We start from the raw sequence: 18,093 nt of genomic DNA on the forward strand, positions 1-18,093 counted from the left end.
CACCCCTTCGACCTTGGTGCTCAACACCGCCTGTCCGTTCTCGATGCGGATGTGGTTGTCGTCGCCTACCGGAATGTCGCCGAGATCCGGCACGTCGAGCGGCTGGACCGGGCCATCCGGATCGGCAGCCTTGCGCGGCGGCGGCGCGGCCTTCTCGCCCAATGCCTCGCGCATGAAGTCGCGCCAGATGCGCGCCGGGACGGTGCCGCCGGAGACCCCGTTCAGCGGCGAATTATCGTCCTTGCCGACCCAGACGCCGACGACGAGATCACCCGAATAGCCCACGAAGAGCGCATCGCGGTTCTCCTGACTGGTGCCGGTCTTGCCGAAGTTCGGCGCCTGCAGCATGGCCGCACGGCCCGTGCCGCGATTGACGGTGGCGCGCAGCATGCCCTCGATCGCCTCGTGATCATGCTTCGAGAGCGAGCGCTTGCCGTCGAGCAACCAGTCGAACCAGCCCGCCTCCGGCACCGGGAAGGCGCGCGGCTCGACCGGGAAGCTGTTGGCGGCGACACCCGCATAGGCGGAGGTCAGTTCCAGCAGCGTCATCGTCGCGGTGCCGAGCGCCAGACTGGGATCGCCCATCGGCAGCGGCGAAGACACGCCGAGCCGCCGCGCCATGTCGATCACCGACTCGTCCCCGACCCGGTTGAACAGCCGCACCGCCGCGACGTTGCTGGACCGCGCAAAGGCATCCTCCAGCGTGATCGTCGGCGAATAGGCCCCGCCGGCGTTCTGCGGGCGGTAGGAGCCGGTATCGATCGGCGTGTTGGGGATCGTATCCTCGGGGCTCATCCCGGACTTGATCGCGGCGAGGTAGACGAACAGCTTGAAAGTCGAGCCTGGCTGGCGGCGCGCCTGCGTGACGCGGTTGAACGGGCTTTGCGAATAGTCCCGCCCGCCGACCATGGCGACGACCTCTCCGTTGCGGCGCATGGCCACGAGCGCGACCTGCGTGCCTGCAGGAACCTGCCGGGTGGCGCGGTGCGCGGCGGCTTGCAGGCGCGAATCCAGCGTGGTGCGATAGGACTCGGCGTGGCCCGCCGCTTCGAGCTGGCGCGCCTGCGGCAGCGCCCAGTCGGCGAAGTAGGTGCCGGTCGGAAGCTCGGCCCGGTTGCGCACGTCGAGACGGGGCGTGGATACGGCCTTCGCGTGCTGCGGAGTCATGTATCCCGCATCGGCCATGGCTTGCAGGACCACCCTCATCCGCTTTTCGGACGCGGCGAAGTTGTTGGTCGGCGCCAGGCGCGAGGGAGCCTTCATCAGCCCCGCCAGCAGCGCCGCCTGCCCCTCGGTCAGCTTCTCGGGCTGGCGATGGAAGTAGTGCAGCGAGGCCGCGCGGATGCCGTAGGTGTTGTCGCCGAAGTAGGCGTTCGAAAGGTAGCGCTCGAGGATCTCGTCCTTGGTCAGCCATGCCTCCAGCCAGAACGCGATCAGCATCTCGCGCCCCTTGCGCGTGAGGCTGCGCTCCGAACTCAGGAAGGTGAACTTGGCCAGCTGCTGCGTGATCGTGGAGCCGCCCTGCGTATTCCCGCCGGTCACGTTGCTGAGCGCGGCGCGGGCAATGCCGCGCGGGTCAATGCCCCAGTGCGAGTAGAACCGCCGGTCCTCGATCGCCAGGAACGCCTGCACGACGTGCGGCGGCAGGTCCTTTACCTTGACCGGATCGTCGGTGACCGCGCCGTTGCGGGCGATCGGCGTACCGTCGGCGGCGAGCAGGGTGATCTCGGGCGGCGCGATCGGCTGGAGCGACTTGGACAGCGGCGCGGTGACCGCGAGATAGCCCACGGTCAGCACGAACAGCGCCAGAACCCCCGCGAAAGTGCGGACGATGCGCTGCTTCCACGTCCAGCGGTGCCACGGCAGAAGCCGCCACAGCCATGCCAACAGTCGGCGCAGCCAAGTGCGCCACCCCCTGCCTTCGGGCAAGGGGGTCTCGACGAGCACGTTGTCCAGTTCGGGCTCGCGGGGGTCGGCGGCTATATGGCGGGAAAGCTCCATTGCCGCCTGCGTTTAGCTGATTCTCCCGGCAAACGCATCCGCGGTTTCGACGAAAGGCGTACAGCGCCCTGCCATCGTCGTCAGGTCGCCTTTTCGGGATAGGGCATGATGATCGTGCCGTCGGGCGCGGCGGTGAAGGTCGTCTGCGTCGGATAGGGGATCACAATGCCCTCCTGCGCGAACCGCTTGACGATCGCCACCATCAACCGGTCGCGCAAGGGGTGGGCGATGCCCCAGTCCTTGCCGGGCACGTCCACCAGCAGGCTGAAATCGAGCGAACTGGCGCCGAAGCTCTCGAAACCGGCGCGCGATGCCTTGCCGCCTTCCGCCTCGACAAGCTCGGTCAGGATGCCCGGAATGCGCGCCAGCGTCTCCGGCGGGGTCTCGTAGGCGACGCCGATGGTGAACGGCAGGCGGATGTGGTCGCGCCCGCTGACGTTCAGGATCTCCTTGTCGAGCAGGTTCTTGTTGGCGATGATCCGCAGTTCGCCGGTATAGGCGCGGATGCGGGTGGACTTGAGGCCGATCGCCTCGATAACGCCCGAACTGGTGCCGAAGCTGATCTGGTCGCCCTTGCTGAAAGGGCGGTCGAAGATGATCGCCAGCGCCGCGAAAAGATCGGCGAAGATGCCTTGCGCTGCCAGACCGATGGCGATGCCGCCCACACCCAGACCCGCGACGAGGCCGGTGACGTTGACGCCGATGTTGTCGAGCAGAACCACCGTCGCCACCGCGAAGACGACCACGCTCACCAGCAGGCGGATGAGGCCCATGGCGTTGATGATCGCCTCGCCCTTGAAGTGCTCGGCCGAAGTCTTGTGCTCGATCGCGCCGAGGATGAACTCGCGCGCCCAGATCGCGCCTTGCAGGACGGCGGCGAGGGTGAAGAAGAAGGTCACCATCCGGTCGATCATCGGCGGCGTCTGCGCGTAGCCGTCGACCGCGCGGATCGCGACCATGATGATGAAATAGTTGGTCGTCTTGGTGACCACCCGGCCGACGATGGTGAGCCAGTCGCCCCGCCCGCGTTCTTCGCGGCACAACCGCGCGCCGAGGCGGCGCAGCGCGTAGAGTGCCGAGACGATGGCCACCGCGATGGCCACCGCGATGATGATCTGCAGCCAGTAGGCCTGGAACCACGCGAAGGTCGAATTCGACAAGTCGCGGACCTGCACGGAAACGTCGGCAATGGGGGACTTTGCGGGAGCCGGAGTGGCGGCGGGGGCGGCTGCCGCTGCGGCGATAGTGGTGATTACGCTCATCGCGTGCTCGTGATCCTGCGTCTGTGGCGCCGGCTGCGGATGGCGACCCGAACCGGCGGATGGGCGACGCTCCCGAAGCGAAACGGAGCGTCGGCGCGGGCTTTTGAAATGAACGGCCCTCGACTTTGTTCCCGTATCGGGACCGCCCGGGCGGGTCAAACCTTGCGGCTTCGCCGCTTATACCCTAAGGGGGTATAGGTATGGCACATCTCGGCAAGGACAATCAGGCGCTCATCATGCGGATACGTCGCATGGTCGGGCAGTTGCAGGCGGTCGAGCGCTCGCTCGTCGAAGGGGAGGACTGCGCGAAAGTGCTGCTGCAGAGCGCGGCGGTCCGCGGCGCGGTCAACGGTTTCATCGACGAACTGATCGAGGACCACCTGCGCACCCACGTCTCCGCGCCCGACCTCTCCGATGCCGAGCGCGAGGACGGCGTACAGGCCGTGATCGCCGCCATCCGCCGTTACGCGAAGTAGAAAGACCGCATCTCCCATGGCTTCCCTGCCTCACCCAACCATTCACGATCATGACTTCCTCGGCGCCTCGCACGACGCCAACGCCCGCCGCACGCAGTGGGTCGTCGTGCTCACCGCCGTCATGATGGTGGGCGAGATCGTCGCCGGATATGCCACCGGATCGATGGCGCTGCTCGCCGACGGGTTCCACATGGCGACCCATGCCGGAGCGCTCGGCGTCGCCGCGCTGGCCTATCGCTATGCTCGCAGGCACCGCCGAAATCCGGCCTTCAGCTTCGGGACCGGCAAGGTCGGTGACCTCGCCGGCTTCGCCTCGGCTCTGGTTCTGGCGCTGTTCGCGGTGGGGATCGGGGCGGAATCAGTGGAACGCCTGCTCAACCCCGGTCCGGTGGCGTTCGGGGACGCCACCATCGTCGCGGTGATCGGCCTGATCGTGAACATCGTCAGCGCCCTGCTGCTCTCCGGCGACCATCACCACCATGGGCACGGGCATGGGCACCATCATGATCACGGGCATCGTCACGGCCACGCGCACAACGACAACAACTTGCGCTCGGCCTACCTGCACGTGCTGGCCGATGCGCTCACCTCGGTCATGGCGATCGTCGCGTTGCTGGCCGGGCGCTATCTGGGCTGGACCTTCCTCGACCCGCTGATGGGCGTGGTCGGCGCGGTCGTCATTGCGCGCTGGTCATGGTCGCTGATGAAGGACACCGCCGCCATCCTGCTCGACCGCACCGACGACCACGTCGCGGAAGAAGTGCGCGAGGCCATCGAAGGCCCCGGCGACGCGCGCATCACCGACCTTCACGTCTGGCGCATCAGCCCCGACGCCCATGCCGCGATCATATCGGCCAGTTCGGCACGCGACCATGGCGAACTGCGCCGCCGCCTCGCGCCGGTGCATGAACTGCGCCACGTCTCGATCGAGCGACATTGAGGGCAGGCGTCGTCCACACCCCTCGTCATTGCGAGCGTAGCGAAGCAATGACGAAAAGGAGTGAGAGCAGGGAAAGGGTGAGCGGGGCCCACGTCAGCTTGCAAACCAGGCGCTATCCTCGCCCGTGGCGGTCGCGTAGCGCTCCAGTTGGCTGTCGAGCCCGGAGAATTCCCAGGTCAGGCGCAAGAACACTGCATCCTCGCCGTGCACCCACAGCCGCGCGGGCGGCCAGTGCGGCTGCCAGCGCAGTTCGTAGACGTCGGCCGTGAACGTGCCCGCAGGAACGGTCAGCACCTCCTTGCCGACATAGGTAACGCCAATCGTGATCGGCAGCGCGACGAGCGAGCTTTCGCCGTTAATGTCGTAGGAACAGGTGACGCTGGGGATCATCCGTTCCGCCCCCGGCTCGTCGGTCCCGCGCGCAAGCGCGATGGCACCGTCGCCCACAAGCGGATGCAGGCCGAGGTAATCGATCCGTCCGGGCAATGTCTGGCTGGTACGCCCGAGGTTCGCCGTCAACGACTCACAATGCGTGGCGTCAGGCGTGAAATAGTACCAGGAACTGCCCGTCAGCTTGCCGTGCTGGACGACGCGCACCTGACCCTCGACCGGGCGCAGATCGGCATCGAGGCTCCACGAGGCATCGCGGGTCAGGGCGCCGTCGCCCATCTCGCAATAGGCGCGGACCGTGCGGCCATCGGCGCGCACGTCGATGCCAAAGTCCTCGATCCCCTGCGGACCATCGGCGTGATGATAGACGATGCGGCCCGCATGACGACGAAGATAAGTCACTGCATTTTCCATCACAGGGCCACGGTCACGGCCTTGGTCTCCAGATAGAGGTCCAGCCCCTCACGCCCGAACTCACGCCCCCAGCCCGACTGCTTGAAGCCGCCGAACGGGATGTTGGCGCCGACCGCACCGTGGGTGTTGACCGAGACATGGCCCGACCGCACCCGCGCCGCCATCTTGTGCGCGGTGGACAGGTCCTGCGTCCAGACACTGCCCGAAAGGCCGAAGTCGCTGTCGTTCGCCATCGCGGCGATGGCGTCGAGGTCGTCGCCCTCGAAGCGCTGGACGGCCATGACCGGGCCGAAGATCTCCTCGCGCACCACGCGCATGTCGGGGGTGGTGTCGGCAACGATGGTGGGTTCGACGAAGTGGCCGGGGCCTTCGGGCGCCTTGCCCCCCGCGACGACGCGCGCCGGGCCTGCCTTCGCCTCCTCGACGAAGCTCATGACGCGGGCCTTCTGCTTGGCGGAGATCAGCGGACCGATCATCGTGTCCGCATGCAGGCCATGGCCGATCTTCATAGACCCGGCGAACGCGGCCATCCCTTCGAGCAGTTCGTCGTAGATATCGGCGTGGACGAAGATGCGCGTGCCCGCCATGCAGTTCTGGCCCTGCAGGAAGAAGGTCGCCATCGCAACGCCCGGCACGGCCTTGGCCATGTCCGCATCCGGGAAGACGATCACCGGCGACTTGCCGCCCAGTTCGAGGCTGACTTTCTTGAGATCGTCGGCGCATTCGCGCACGATCAGCTTGCCCACTTCGGTCGACCCGGTGAACGAGATCTTGGACACCAGCGGATGCTTGACCAGCGCCGCGCCCGCCGTCGCGCCATCGCCGTTGACGATGTTGACGACGCCTTCAGGGAAGCCCGCCTCCATGATCAGACGGCCGAGCACGACGGCGCTGAGCGGCGTCTCCTCGGCGGGCTTGAGGACCACGGTGCAGCCCGCCGCCAGCGCCGGAGCCAGCTTGAGACACGCCATCGAGAGCGGGACGTTCCACGGCACGATCTGGCCGACGACGCCGACCGGCTCGCGCAGGGTGTAGGTCAGCGCCTCTCCCGCCGCGAGGACATGCGCGGGCGGGGTCGTGGTGGTGCCCTCGATCCGCTCCGCCCAGCCCGCGTAGTAATGGAACAGTTCGGCATTGTTGCGGGCGGTCAGGCCAGCGAGCCACATCGGCATGCCGTTGTCGATGACCTCGAGTTCGGCCAGCACTTGCGTGTTGGCCTCGAACAGGTCGGCCAGCTTGCGCAGCAGCCTTGCGCGCTCGAAGTGCGAGAGCTTCGACCACGGGCCGCCGAAGGCCTTGTGGGCCGCGCGGACCGCAAGGTCCACGTCCACCGCATCGCCGAGCGCGAAGTCCGCCAGCGCGGCGCCGGTCGCGGGATCGTGGGTTACGCCCGCCGCGCCGCTTGCGGAAGATACGAACTTGCCGTCGATCAGGAGCGGGAAGTCGCCGCGCAGGACGTCCCAGGTGCCGGGCGAGAGTTCGACGGGGAAATCGGCTGCAGTCAGGGTCATCTTATACTTCCACCTTGCCGGCATCGTAGGCGAACAGGCCCAGCGTTTCCTCGTTGCGGACTTCCTTCTTGCCGAAGTTGTCCGCGTCCTTGCTCTGCAGGCGTTCGGCGTTGGCGTTCGATTCCGCCTGGATGAACGTCGCATGCTCGATGCGCGCGCGTTCGTAGCGTTCGATCGCCTCGGCCACCGTGTCGCTCCCCTCCATCGCACGGGAGAGCACGACCGCGTCCTCGATGGCGCAGGAAGCGCCCTGCCCCAGGAACGGCGTCATCGCGTGCGCCGCATCGCCGAGCAGGGTGATGCAGCCGCCCTGGTTCCACGTCGACAGCGCCGAGCGGGCGTTGATCGCCCATTTGAACAGGCGGTCTTCCTCCAGATGCGCGATCATGTACTGGATCGGCTCGCACCAGCCGGCGAAGACCTGCTGCAGTTCGGCGCGCCTGGCCGGAATCGTCCAACCGTCATCGGTCCAGCCTTCCTCGCGGGCGAAGAAGACGAGGTTGATCTGCGTGCCGCCGCGTAGCGGATACCACACCGCCATGCGCTCCGGCCCGATGAAGTTGCCGGGGTTCTCGGCAAGCTCGCGCAGTTCGGCATCCACCGGCACTACCCCGCGCCATGCGACGTGGCCGGTGAAATGGGCCGAGATCGGCTCGAAAATCCTGCGCACCACCGACTTGAGGCCGTCCGCGCCGACCAGCAGGTCGCCGCGATGCTCGGTGCCGTCCTCCAGCTTCAGCCAGGCTTCTGCGCCGTCATGCCCGGCTTCGGACACGCGGGCCGAGAGATGCAGCTTGCCGCCCAGCTCCCGCGCCGTCTCGACGAGGATCGCGTGAAGGTCGGCGCGGTGCATGTAGAGGTACGGAACGCCGTACTTCTCGCGCATCTGGTTGCCGCGCTCCAGCGTCTTGAGGACACGCCCGTCCTCCCAGTGCCGCACCACCTGCCGCATCGGCTCGCTGCCCGCAGCCTCGATCCTTGGGCCGAGGCCGAGGTACTGCAGCCCCGCCATCGCGTTGGGAGCGAGCGTGACACCCGCCCCCACTTCCCCGAAGCTCTGCGCGCCTTCGAAGACCTCGACCTCGAACCCCTTGCGCAGGAGCCCGATGGCCGCGGCCAGCCCGCCAATGCCGCCGCCGGCGACGAGAACCCTAGCCTTGTCCATCAGCCGACCCGACCCTGGCCAAGTTGACCCTGCCCAAGCTGACCCGGAATATGGCTCTCGTGGTTCTGGAGATACCACTCAGCGATTTCCTCGCGGGTGGCCCACCAGACGCCGTCGAGCGACTTCGCGTGCTCGATGAACTCGCGCACCGCGCGGACGCGGTGGGCGCGGCCGGCGACGTGCGGGTGCAGGCCGATGTTCATGATCCGGCCGCTCTTGGCGCCTTCGGCATAGAGCACGTCGAGTTCCTCGATCAGCGCATCGCGGAACTGGTCGGTGGTAAAGTTCTTGCGGGTGATGAAAGTGAAGTCGTTGATCTCGTTGGAGTACGGGACCGAGACGATGGGGCCGTTCGGCGTGCGCAGCAGGTACGGCTGGTCGTCGTTCATGATGTCGCAGTAGAAGGTGCAGCCCTCCCCTGCGAGGATGTCCGCCGTCTGCATCGTGCCGCGCAGCGACGACGAGAGCCAGCCCTTCGACTTGCGGCCGGTGTACTTCTCGAACTGCTCGAGCGAGCGCATGATGATGTCGCGCTCCTTCTCCGGCTCGTGCGCGAAGGTGGTGAGCAGTTCGCCCTGCTCCCAGTTGTGGGTGAGCAGTTCCCAGCCGCGCTCCAGCACCGCATCGGTCATCGCCTTGCGACGCTCGAAGGTGACGGCGTTGGTGGTGCAGCTGGCCTTGACGCCCAGTTCGTCGAACAGGTCGAACAGGCGCCAGATGCCCACGCGCTGGCCATATTCGCGCCAAGTGTAGTTCGGGAAGTCCGGCGTGTTGCCGGGCAGGATGTCCGGCAGGATCGCCGGGCCGCCCGCGTAGTAGGGCTTGTCGGTATCCTTGGTGAGATCCCAGGTCTCGAGATTGAAGGTGATCAGCAGCGCCACGCGCTTGCCGTCCGGCCACTGGAGCGGCTGGCGCTGCGGCATCGGGACGTAATCGTATTCCATTGTGAACTCCGTATTCTAATCTCTCGACCCTGAGGTCAGCTTAGAGCGCCGATGCCGTATCGCCAGTGCTTGCTTTGCAAGTGGCGGATCAGAAATCCGCAAGCAGGCGGCCGAAACCTTCCTTCTGGTCCGTGAAGCCCATCGTGCGCAGGGCGTGCCAGTAGGTGGCGGTGTTGATCGCGATCACCGGCTTTTCCAGCCAGAACTCGGCCATGGCGGCGACTTCGGCGAAGGCCAGGTTGGTGCCCGCCTGGATCACCGCGTCGACGCCCTCGCTTACCTTGATGGCGGCGCGCTTGAGGGTCTGCTTGCTCTCGTGCGCGATAAGCATCGGCGACTGGCACTTGAGGCCCTCGACGTGGACGACCTCGTAGCCCTGGTCCTCGAAGAACTTCTTGACGTTGGCGTCGCCCACCGGCGCATAAGGGGTGAGGATGCCGATCTTGCGGATTTTCTTGCCGTCGGCCTCCTCATAGGCCCGGATCGCGGCGTCCACGGCGGTGGAGCCCATGATCACCGGCACGCCGCCGGTCCGCTCCAGCATGCGCTGGTGCAGGCGCTCGGCGCCCTCGGCACCGTCCCAGAAGGTCTCGGCCGACATGCCCATGACGACGCAGCCCGGGTCCATCGACATCGACACGTCGACCGCATCGAACGTGGCGCTGCGGATGTTCTCCAGCATCTCCACGAACGTCGCGTCGTCCACGACCTTGGTGTCGGGAATCGCGATGCGCGAGAAGTGGTTGGTCACGCCGCGCGGGCGCATGTCCGCGTACTCGGGCTCGACGCTGGTGTTGGTCGAGGGGGCGACCACCGCGAACTTCATGCGGTAACCGAGAGAATCCGTCATTTTCTATATCCCACGCAGCTGGAGAGCGGACTCTCCGAAAGAGTTGCAGACGGGCCGGCAGAACCCTGGCCGGAAGATCGTGTCGCCCTTGCGGATCGGGGGCTGCTGATGCTCCCGGTCATGACCGTTCATCGCGCCCCGGGCCGACCTTCCGCAAGGCGGCACCCGTCCCGTTGTCCACCTGACGACCATTGGCGGCCGCGCGCTCGCGGCGGCGCGGCAGGACGGGAACTATCGGGGCGAACCAGCAAAGGCAGACCGATGACCGAGCATCCCTCCTCCGCCCTCGTGCGTGCGACGATCTTCGTGCGCGATCTCGACAAGGCGACGCAGTTCTACCGCGCCATCGGCCTCACCGAGACCTACTTCGAGGGCAAGCTGAGCCATCCTTCGGCGACCGAGATCCTGGGCTTCGACGACCCGCGCCCATTCGAGATCCGCATCGTCAAGCGCCCCGGCCCCAACTACGGCATGGTCGGCCTGTTCAAGCTGGCGGACGGCACCACGGACGACGCCATCCCCCCCGCAACCGGCCCGGCGCGCATCGGCGAGGTGGCGCTGGTCTTCTACGTGACCGACATGGCCAGAACGATGGAAACGCTGCGCGCCCTCGGCGCAACGTGGGCGCCGGAGCCACAGGTCTTCGCGATGGAACACCGCGCGCAGCTGGAAGTCTGCATCCGCGACTGCGATGGGGTATTCATCAACCTCGTTGAAACCGACCCCGCGCAGCAGGAGCGCACCCGCCCGGAACTGGATTATTCCTGATCCACGTCGTCCCGGACTTGATCCGGGACGACGCCAGAAACTCTTCCACCGCGCGCGCGACGCCTTGCGGGTCCGCGGTGGCCTGGAAGTTCGCCCCGCCGGTGACGGCAAGGCTCGCGCCGGGGAAAGCGGCCTTCGCGCGGTCCAGCTCGGCGTGGAAATAGTCGTCGGGTGAGGTCAGCAGCAGCACTGGCGCGGTGACGCGCGCTGCCAGTGCAGGCGTGTCGGACTTTGCCACCGCCATGTAGGCTTGTGGTCGGGCCTTCCATGCGCGCAGCATGGCGACGACTTCGTCATGGATGATCTCCACGTCGATGCCCTCGTTGTAGCCGGCGGCGTAGTCCCAGTTGGTCTGGAGGTGCGATCCGTCGCGCTTGAGGCCGATCGGCTCGCCATGCGTCTGCTCGAAGTGCGCGCGCTCATCCGGCGTCATCAGCTCGGCGCCCGCCAGTATGATTGACGCCACCCGCTCGGGATGGTTCGCGGCGAAGTACACCGCAAGGCTGGAGCCGGTGTGATGCCCGAAGACATGGAAACGCCCGATCCCGAGCGCGTCGATCCCTTCCAGAATCCACGCCGCATAGTCCGCGAGCGAAGGCCAGCCGACCGGATCGAAGCTGCCCCCGAAGCCCGGCGTGTCGATCGCGACGAGCCGGTTGGGCAGATCGAGTTCGGCCAGCAGCGGGTCGTAGCTCTGCGCCGAGCACGCGGTCTGGTGCAGGAAGACGATGGCGGGCTCCCCGCCCGGCGCTTCAAGGCCCGCCACCTCGCGCACGTGCAGCTGCCCGTCCGCAAGGTCCACGTAGGACTTGCGGACGGTGTTACGGGTCACAGGCCCAGCACGCCCGGACCAATGAGGCCCTGCGGATCGAGCGCCGACTTGATCGCGCTGACCAGCGCCTTGGGCTCTGCTCCGAGGCGCGCGGCGTAGGGATAGGCACGGCCGAGCTGGAAGTGCAGCGCGCCGTGGGCGTCGTAGAGATCGACAAGCTCACCCTTGAGCCGATGGACGTACTCACGCGCGGCCGGGTTCGCCGGGAATTTCGGCAGGCTGGCGAGGTAGTCGCCGGGCACCGATTCCGCGTGGTAGGCGGTCTGCTCGTCCGGCCAGTAGAGCGCGATTTCGTAAAGGAAACCGCTCGACCCAACGGTGGAATACATGCCGCCGCCCCACACGCCGTGCTGCTTCATGTCGGCGGCGCGGTCCGCGTAGAAGCGCTGGAGCGCTTCGTGGAAATCACGCACGCGGTCGTGCGCCATGACGCCGTGCAGCGGCACCCAGCGCTCGCCGCCCGGGCCGAGCGTGTTGTAGAGCGGTGCGAAAGGCATGCCGCGCACCACCGAAGGCACCGTCGCGACGATTTCGCGGCCGAGGTCGGCGGTCAGGTCGCGCAGGCGCTGCAGCTTGGCGCGGCACTCGGCATCGTCGAAACCCTCGACGATGTAGTGCGTCATGAAGTTCGAGGCCGAAATCTGCTTGCGGGCGAGAATGCCCGCCGCCGCGACCTGCTTGAGCCCGGCGAAGACCGAGGGCGAACTCTTGACGATGGACATCGCCATCGCCAGCTGCCCGCCCGCGCGCTCCTGCTTGGCGATCTGGCCCTGCGACAGCGCAGCGTCGAGCGCGAAGTGCGAATCCTCGACCCGCTCCATGGCGATGCGGCGCATCGATTCGTGCATCTGCGCGAATTCAGCGAAGGCGAAGGACAGCACGCGATGCGCGGGCTTGTGGCGCAGCAGCGGCAGCGTAACGCGGGCCTTGAGGCCGAAAACGCCGCAGTCGCCGGTGAACAGGCCGGTGAGGTCAGGTCCCGCATGACGGCCGAACGGCTTCTCGCCCAGCGCGCCTGTGCCGGTGCGCAGCAGGCTGCCGTCGGCGAGTACCACGTCGAAGGCCAGCGCCGATTCCGCCGAAATGCCCCATGCGCCCGAGCCGTGGCTGATCGAGTTTTGCGACATCGATCCGCCGATGGTCGCCGCGATCCCCGAGAACGGCCCACGGAACGGCGTGCGCAGGCCCTTGGCCTCCAGCGCGTCGGACAACTGGAGCCAGGTAACGCCCGCCTCGACGGTGACGTAGCCGTTGAACTCGTCGATCTCGACGATGCGGTTCAGGCGGCTCATGTCGATGAGCAGGTGCGAGCCGTCCACCGCATTGTAGCCATCGGTGTAGGACGCGCCGCCGCCGCGCACGGTGAACGGCAGCTTGGCGGCCGCCGCCTCGCGCACCACGGCCTGCAGTTCCTCGATCGTGCCAGGACGCGCGACCGCGCCCGGCATGACCTGTGCGCGGTAGACGTCGGTGGCAAAGTAGGCGACCTTGGCCGGGTCGGTCAGCAGGTTGTCCGCACCGACGATGTTCGCCAGCGCGCTCGCATTCATGCTCATTGTATCGCTTACCCTTCCGCGATCGCGTCGAGGGTGGCGATGTAGCCTTCGGTTGTTTCCTTGCCTGCCGCCTCGGAAGCTTCCTTGCGGACGAGATAGAACATGCGTTCCAGCATCTGCTGGCGGCGCGCCTCGCGGGCTTCCAGCGCCGCGTCGTCGAGGACGAGCGCATCGACTTCGGCGCGCGCGTCGATGTTGTGGTTGGCCAGCACGCGCTGGGTGGAATCGAGCTGGTCGGCCAGCACCGAAACCTCACCCGCGAGGACCATGATCATGCCCATCATCTGGTCGAGGGCCGGGTCCTGGTAGAACTGGGGCCGCTTGCCCCGTGCGTCACGCTTCATGTCTTTGTCTCGTTCCTAAGGGATCAGGCAGTAGGCTGAGCGTGGGGCTTTTGGGCGATGAGAACTTCCCAGCCGCCGCCGGGAGCGAACTCGCCCGCCGTGAACTCGCGCTCGGCGACGTCGGCGGCAGATTCCTCGGTATAGCCCGCACCCGCATATTCCATCACCGCCATCGGCGCGGTGTCGAAGCGGATGGTCGCCGGGTCGAAGCCCGCCTTGGTGGCCAGCGCGATCTGGTCCATGTCGCGCATCGCGCCCCAGAACGGCTCGTTGTTGTAGTACGTCTCGTTGTCGAGGATGAACTGCGTGAACGGGTCCATCAGGTCGAACGGCGGCAGATCCGCGTGGATCATCAGGCCGCCGGGCTTGAGGACGCGGGCGCATTCCTCGAACACGCGGGGCATCGCCTTGCCGCTGGTCTCGTGCAGCAGGATGTGGCTGACGACGAGGTCGAACGAGGCGTCCTCGAACTCGGTCTTCTCGGCGTTCATCTGCGCGAAGTTGACGTCGAGGCCGAACGCACCGGCGCGGGCGTGGGCATAGCGCACCATCGGACCGCCGACATCCACGCCCCAGATCTCCGCCTCGGGGAACAGTTCCTTGTACGGCAGCGTCGAGTGGCCGACCGTGCAGCCCAGGTCGAGGATGCGCCTGGGCTTGAAGTCCGGCATGTTGCGCTTGAGGTAGTTCACCACCGAGCGGCCCATGTCGTCGTTGAACGGGCCGGTGTAGCCCATCGAATAGAGGTACACACCGCGGTCGTAGAGCACGCCGAGCGAGACGTCCGAAGCATCGTCCGGGCCGCCCGCATAACCACCCGGCATGCAGTGGATGTCGAGCGAGGAGACGTAGCGCGGAACCTCGAAGCCCTCGGGGATGTGCAGCTCGCCCTTGTTCTTCGCCGAATTCTCTGCGGCGGCGGCCTTGAGGCTGTCTTCCTCGCGCTCGATCGAATCGATCACGCTGTCCCACAACAGTTCCTGGCTGATGCGGTTCACGGCGGCGTAGTGGCGGAAGTAGTTGTCCGGCACCATCGCCTTGCGGATGTCGTGGCGATCGACCGGCGCGCGACCCGCTTCCTTCTCGAAGCGCTGGGCGGCGCGGCCCGAATAGATCGGGTGCAGGCCGGGCAGCAGGCCCTGCTGGATGAAGTGCTTGAGGCTCTTCGCGAACTCCTGCCGCGAGGCTTCTTCCGAGGTCGGGGTGGGCAGCATGCCATGGATCTGCTGCTGGAAGGTGTTGAGCATTGGGTTATCCCTGAAGACGTATGCGCAAACTATAAGCGGGGCCGGCGATCACGCACCTGCGAAAGTGGAATCTCCACCCCTCGGACAGTGGAGCGTCACACCCACTTGCCCGAGGTGTAGCCGCCATCGACCGGGATCGCCGCCCCGGTCACGAAGCTGGCTGCATCCGAGATAAGGAAAGCGACCATTTCCGCAACCTCGGCGGGCTTGCCGATGCGGCGCAGCGCGTGGGCCTGGAGGTTGGCCTGCATCAGCGCCTCCAGCCCGGCATCGGCGAGCGGGGCCGTCATCTGCGTCTCGATCAGGCCGGGGCACACGCAGTTCACGCGCACGCCCGCATCGGCAAGGTCTACCGCCATGCATCGGGTCAGGTGGATGACCGCCGCCTTGCTCACGCCGTAGGCCACGCAGTCGTTGCGCGCGACGAGACCGAAGGTGGAGCCGATGTTGACGATCGAGCCGCGCCCCCGCGCGCGCATCGCCGGAAGCACCGCCCGGCAGCCGAGCGCCGTGCCCCGCAGGTTGACGGCCATGATGCGGTCCCAGTCCTCGATGGCGATCTCGTCGATGGCGCCGAGGCCGCCGACGCCCGCGCAGTTGACGAGGCCGTCGATACCACCCTCGGCCTCCAGCCGCGCGACGAGTGCATCCCATGCGGCGGGATCGGCGACATCGAGCGCGACGCCGCGTCCGTCGTGATCGTGCAAATCCGCGCGAACCACCGTGCGCCCGGCCGCTTCGATCAGGTCCGCCGCCGCCTTGCCGATGCCGGACGCCGCGCCCGTGACCAGTACGACGCCCGCGCCCTGCGTTGCGGTAAGCTCTGCCATCATGACCTCCACTGCGTTGATTTCGCGGCAGTCTGACGCTCGCCCCTAAAAGTGGCGCGCTACCCGGCCGTTTTTATCCGCACAGCGGTTCATGCATGGAGCGATGCGTCTGAGTTATCATCCTGCGGACAGTTTGCGGCGCAGCATTGCCACAAAACCTTATCACCGACAGCTTCCGCTTTGCCTGACGGGCGCCGACGCAAAGCTCCTTTCGAAAAGAGCCACGTCGCCACGGGCCAGGGTTCAGAAGATACTACGCACAAAGGTTCATTCGACACCATGATGAAGGCATTCTCCAAGGGGCTGCTGCTCGCGACCGCGATCGGCTCCTTCCCCGCCATGGCCGCCGCGCAGGACGCCGCCGCAAATGCGAGCAGCGACGCCAACGGCTTCGGCGACATCGTCGTCACCTCGCAGCGCACCGAACAGCGCCTGCAGGACGTGCCCATCAGCGTCACCGCCATCACCGCTGACGAAATCCAGACCCGTCAGGTGAACACCCCCACCGACGTCGCGCGCCTCGTCCCCAACCTCAAGCTGGACGGCGTGACCGGCGGCTCGGCGGGCCTCAAGGCGTACATCCGCGGCGGCGGCGGCACCGACGGCGGCTACGTCATGTCGGAAGCCGAAGTCGCGCTCTACATCAACGACGTCTACAACGCCCGCATGCAGGGCGCGCTGATGGACTTCGCCGAGATCGAGCGGATCGAAGTCCTGCGCGGCCCGCAGGGCGTGCTCTACGGCCGCAATGCCTCGGCCGGTGCGATCAACATCATCACCAAGCAGCCCTCGGACGAGTTCACCGGCAACGTGCAGGTCGGCTACGGCACCTGGAACGAGCGCCGCGTGAAGGGCTACATCTCGGTCCCGCTGAGCGAGGACGGCAAGTGGGCCGCATCGTTCAACGGCATCGTGCGCGCCCGTGACGGCGGCCGCCAGTACAACGCCACGCTCGACAAGAAGGTGGGCAAGGAAGACTTCAAGGGCGGCCAGTTCGACCTCGCCTACAAGGGCGACGTGGTGAAGGCCCGCCTGAACCTGTTCTACCTCGACCTCAACTCGGACGGCCAGTGGTCGGTCAACACCACCACCAACGACGAGGGCAAGATCGTCCCGCTCTCGGGCTCGTACCGCACCGTGCTCTCGCCGGTGGCATCGGACACCCGCGTCAAGCAGAAGGGCGGATCGCTCCACCTCTCGGCCGACTATCCGGGCGGCACGCTGACCTCCATCACCGGCTACTCGGAGATGGACGACTTCTGGATTCAGGACTTCTCGGGCGGCGTCTATCCTTCGATGATCGGCTCCACCGGCACGACACCGCTTGCTCTGTTCGTGCGCAGCAGCGACTCCCAACAGTGGCAGTTCAGCCAGGAAGTTAACGCCGCCGGCTCGCTGGCTGACGGCCTCGTCGATTACGTGGTCGGCTTCTACTACTTCCACGAAAACGGCGACCAGATCGTCGACACGACGACGTTCTTCGTGCCCTCGCGCACCAACTTCCATGCCAAGACCGACGCCTGGGCGGGTTACGGCCAGCTGACCTTCAACGTCACCGACCAGCTCGCCCTTATCGCCGGCGGTCGCTATACGCTCGAGGACAAGGCGCTCAACGCCGACATCGGCGGCGATCTGGCCGTGAGCCGCGACCACTACAAGAAGTTCACCCCCAAGCTGGGCGTCAACTTCAAGCCGAGCAACGACGTGCTGCTCTATGGTTCGTACAGCGTCGGCTTCAAGTCGGGCGGCTACAACGGCCTCGCCTCCACCGCCGCGCAGCTGGCCGCAGCCTTCAAGCCACAGAGCACCGATGCCTTCGAAGCGGGCATCAAGGCCGACCTCGGCAGTACCGTGCGCGTGGCGCTCTCGGGCTTCGTCAACAAGATCAAGAACCGTCAGGAATCGATCAACCTCGGCGACGGCGGCTTCCTGATCGAAAACTACAACATGACGATCAAGGGCCTCGAAGCCGAGATCGCATGGAAGCCGGTCTATGGCCTGCAGATCTGGGGCAACGGTGCACTCAACAAGGGCAAGTACCGCACCTCGGGCGGTTCACTCGCAGGCAATGCGCCGCCGTTCCTGCCGGATTACCAGGCAACCGTCGGCTTCGACTACAACTTCGATCTCGGCTCGGGCAAGGTCAAGTTCGGCGCCGATGCCAACTTCCGCGACAAGTTCTTCTCGACGGCAGACAACGCCGCGATCGGCGCAGTCACCTCGACGCAGATCGTCAATGCCTATGTCGGTTACGACGTCGGGCCTTGGCAGTTCCAGGTCGCGGGCAAGAACCTGCTCAACCAGATCAACTGGCAGACCGGCTTCGGCTTCTCGGTCGTGAACCCGCGCTTCATGACCGATCCGCGCACCGTGCTGGCGACTGCCCGCTACAGCTTCTGATCTCTCCCGGACCGGGTGCCAGAAATGGTGCCCGGCCCACCCTCACCCTAAAAGGCCCGGCGGGACGCAAGTCCTACCGGGCCTTCTTTTTTGTCCTACATCCTCCCTGTTGCGCAGCAATGGGGAGGTGGCAGTCGCGAAGCGGCTGACGGAGGGGAACTTC

General features: G+C 66.5%; 16 protein-coding genes. 4 read left to right on the forward strand and 12 right to left on the reverse strand.

The features are described 5' to 3' along the window. Both ACYPYD_RS10900 and ACYPYD_RS10905 read right to left on the reverse strand, forming a co-directional pair. The coding region (locus ACYPYD_RS10900) for a transglycosylase domain-containing protein (protein WP_459663128.1) at positions 1–2,001 on the reverse strand (2,001 nt) is incomplete at its 3' end. An 80-nt stretch (positions 2,002–2,081) separates the two neighbouring features. Then, positions 2,082–3,263, reverse strand: a complete 1,182-nt coding sequence (locus tag ACYPYD_RS10905) for a mechanosensitive ion channel family protein (RefSeq protein WP_459663129.1) — start codon at positions 3,261–3,263, stop codon at positions 2,082–2,084. A gap of 200 nt (positions 3,264–3,463) precedes the next feature. Here ACYPYD_RS10905 and ACYPYD_RS10910 point away from each other — a divergent pair, with 200 nt between their 5' ends. Beyond that, complete coding sequence (locus ACYPYD_RS10910; RefSeq protein ID WP_008832657.1) at positions 3,464–3,739, forward strand: metal/formaldehyde-sensitive transcriptional repressor; 276 nt, start codon at positions 3,464–3,466, stop codon at positions 3,737–3,739. 16 nt (positions 3,740–3,755) lie between these two features. Next, entirely contained in the window at positions 3,756–4,679 is a 924-nt protein-coding gene (gene dmeF / locus ACYPYD_RS10915; RefSeq protein ID WP_459663131.1) for a CDF family Co(II)/Ni(II) efflux transporter DmeF, read from the forward strand. A 93-nt stretch (positions 4,680–4,772) separates the two neighbouring features. On the opposite strand, the gene ACYPYD_RS10920 is transcribed toward dmeF, so the two are convergent. The 5 genes from ACYPYD_RS10920 to ACYPYD_RS10940 form a co-directional block, all read right to left on the reverse strand. Beyond that, complete coding sequence (locus ACYPYD_RS10920) at positions 4,773–5,471, reverse strand: hypothetical protein (RefSeq protein ID WP_459663133.1); 699 nt, start codon at positions 5,469–5,471, stop codon at positions 4,773–4,775. An 11-nt stretch (positions 5,472–5,482) separates the two neighbouring features. Then, positions 5,483–6,994 (reverse strand): aldehyde dehydrogenase family protein, encoded by a 1,512-nt coding sequence (locus tag ACYPYD_RS10925; protein ID WP_036529025.1) that lies wholly within the window; start codon positions 6,992–6,994, stop codon positions 5,483–5,485. A gap of 1 nt (position 6,995) precedes the next feature. After that, positions 6,996–8,159 (reverse strand): FAD-dependent monooxygenase, encoded by a 1,164-nt coding sequence (locus ACYPYD_RS10930; protein WP_036529023.1) that lies wholly within the window; start codon positions 8,157–8,159, stop codon positions 6,996–6,998. Beyond that, entirely contained in the window at positions 8,159–9,103 is a 945-nt protein-coding gene (locus ACYPYD_RS10935; RefSeq protein ID WP_036529021.1) for a polysaccharide deacetylase family protein, read from the reverse strand. The genes ACYPYD_RS10930 and ACYPYD_RS10935 overlap by 1 nt, the downstream gene beginning before the upstream one ends. Before the next feature lie 88 nt (positions 9,104–9,191). Beyond that, positions 9,192–9,953 carry a maleate cis-trans isomerase family protein gene (locus ACYPYD_RS10940; protein ID WP_211150940.1) on the reverse strand — a complete coding sequence of 254 codons (762 nt, stop codon included), beginning with the start codon at positions 9,951–9,953 and terminating at the stop codon, positions 9,192–9,194. 261 nt (positions 9,954–10,214) lie between these two features. On the opposite strand from ACYPYD_RS10940, the gene ACYPYD_RS10945 reads away from it, so the two are divergent. Next, positions 10,215–10,721 carry a VOC family protein gene (locus tag ACYPYD_RS10945; RefSeq protein ID WP_459663135.1) on the forward strand — a complete coding sequence of 169 codons (507 nt, stop codon included), beginning with the start codon at positions 10,215–10,217 and terminating at the stop codon, positions 10,719–10,721. On the opposite strand, the gene ACYPYD_RS10950 is transcribed toward ACYPYD_RS10945, so the two are convergent. The 5 genes from ACYPYD_RS10950 to ACYPYD_RS10970 form a co-directional block, all read right to left on the reverse strand. Continuing rightward, positions 10,657–11,553, reverse strand: a complete 897-nt coding sequence (locus ACYPYD_RS10950) for an alpha/beta fold hydrolase (RefSeq protein ID WP_051587113.1) — start codon at positions 11,551–11,553, stop codon at positions 10,657–10,659. The genes ACYPYD_RS10945 and ACYPYD_RS10950 overlap by 65 nt on opposite strands. Further along, positions 11,550–13,109, reverse strand: a complete 1,560-nt coding sequence (locus tag ACYPYD_RS10955) for an FAD-binding oxidoreductase (protein ID WP_069709463.1) — start codon at positions 13,107–13,109, stop codon at positions 11,550–11,552. Before ACYPYD_RS10955 ends, ACYPYD_RS10950 begins: the two co-directional genes overlap by 4 nt. A gap of 8 nt (positions 13,110–13,117) precedes the next feature. Further along, the gene (locus tag ACYPYD_RS10960; protein WP_036529014.1) at positions 13,118–13,453 is read right to left on the reverse strand and encodes a hypothetical protein; all 336 of its coding nucleotides are present in this window, start codon (positions 13,451–13,453) and stop codon (positions 13,118–13,120) included. A 23-nt stretch (positions 13,454–13,476) separates the two neighbouring features. Next, positions 13,477–14,700, reverse strand: a complete 1,224-nt coding sequence (locus tag ACYPYD_RS10965; protein ID WP_036529012.1) for a class I SAM-dependent methyltransferase — start codon at positions 14,698–14,700, stop codon at positions 13,477–13,479. Positions 14,701–14,795: 95 nt separating this feature from the next. Continuing rightward, a complete protein-coding gene (locus ACYPYD_RS10970; protein WP_069709591.1) occupies positions 14,796–15,533 on the reverse strand; it encodes an SDR family NAD(P)-dependent oxidoreductase in 738 nt (245 codons plus the stop codon). A gap of 276 nt (positions 15,534–15,809) precedes the next feature. Between ACYPYD_RS10970 and ACYPYD_RS10975 the strand changes: the two genes are divergently transcribed. Beyond that, the gene (locus ACYPYD_RS10975) at positions 15,810–17,930 is read left to right on the forward strand and encodes a TonB-dependent receptor (protein WP_036529010.1); all 2,121 of its coding nucleotides are present in this window, start codon (positions 15,810–15,812) and stop codon (positions 17,928–17,930) included. Positions 17,931–18,093 lie beyond the last annotated feature (163 nt).

It is taken from the genome of Novosphingobium sp. 11B (assembly GCF_054589055.1).

Coding starts and splice junctions, on each gene's coding strand:
- ACYPYD_RS10905 (WP_459663129.1), bottom strand. CDS start 3,263: ATGAGCGTAATCACCACTATCGCCGCAGCGGCAGCCGCCCCCGCCGCC.
- ACYPYD_RS10910 (WP_008832657.1), top strand. CDS start 3,464: ATGGCACATCTCGGCAAGGACAATCAGGCGCTCATCATGCGGATACGT.
- dmeF (WP_459663131.1), top strand. CDS start 3,756: ATGGCTTCCCTGCCTCACCCAACCATTCACGATCATGACTTCCTCGGC.
- ACYPYD_RS10925 (WP_036529025.1), bottom strand. CDS start 6,994: ATGACCCTGACTGCAGCCGATTTCCCCGTCGAACTCTCGCCCGGCACC.
- ACYPYD_RS10930 (WP_036529023.1), bottom strand. CDS start 8,159: ATGGACAAGGCTAGGGTTCTCGTCGCCGGCGGCGGCATTGGCGGGCTG.
- ACYPYD_RS10935 (WP_036529021.1), bottom strand. CDS start 9,103: ATGGAATACGATTACGTCCCGATGCCGCAGCGCCAGCCGCTCCAGTGG.
- ACYPYD_RS10940 (WP_211150940.1), bottom strand. CDS start 9,953: ATGACGGATTCTCTCGGTTACCGCATGAAGTTCGCGGTGGTCGCCCCC.
- ACYPYD_RS10945 (WP_459663135.1), top strand. CDS start 10,215: ATGACCGAGCATCCCTCCTCCGCCCTCGTGCGTGCGACGATCTTCGTG.
- ACYPYD_RS10955 (WP_069709463.1), bottom strand. CDS start 13,109: ATGAGCATGAATGCGAGCGCGCTGGCGAACATCGTCGGTGCGGACAAC.
- ACYPYD_RS10960 (WP_036529014.1), bottom strand. CDS start 13,453: ATGAAGCGTGACGCACGGGGCAAGCGGCCCCAGTTCTACCAGGACCCG.
- ACYPYD_RS10965 (WP_036529012.1), bottom strand. CDS start 14,700: ATGCTCAACACCTTCCAGCAGCAGATCCATGGCATGCTGCCCACCCCG.
- ACYPYD_RS10970 (WP_069709591.1), bottom strand. CDS start 15,533: ATGATGGCAGAGCTTACCGCAACGCAGGGCGCGGGCGTCGTACTGGTC.
- ACYPYD_RS10975 (WP_036529010.1), top strand. CDS start 15,810: ATGATGAAGGCATTCTCCAAGGGGCTGCTGCTCGCGACCGCGATCGGC.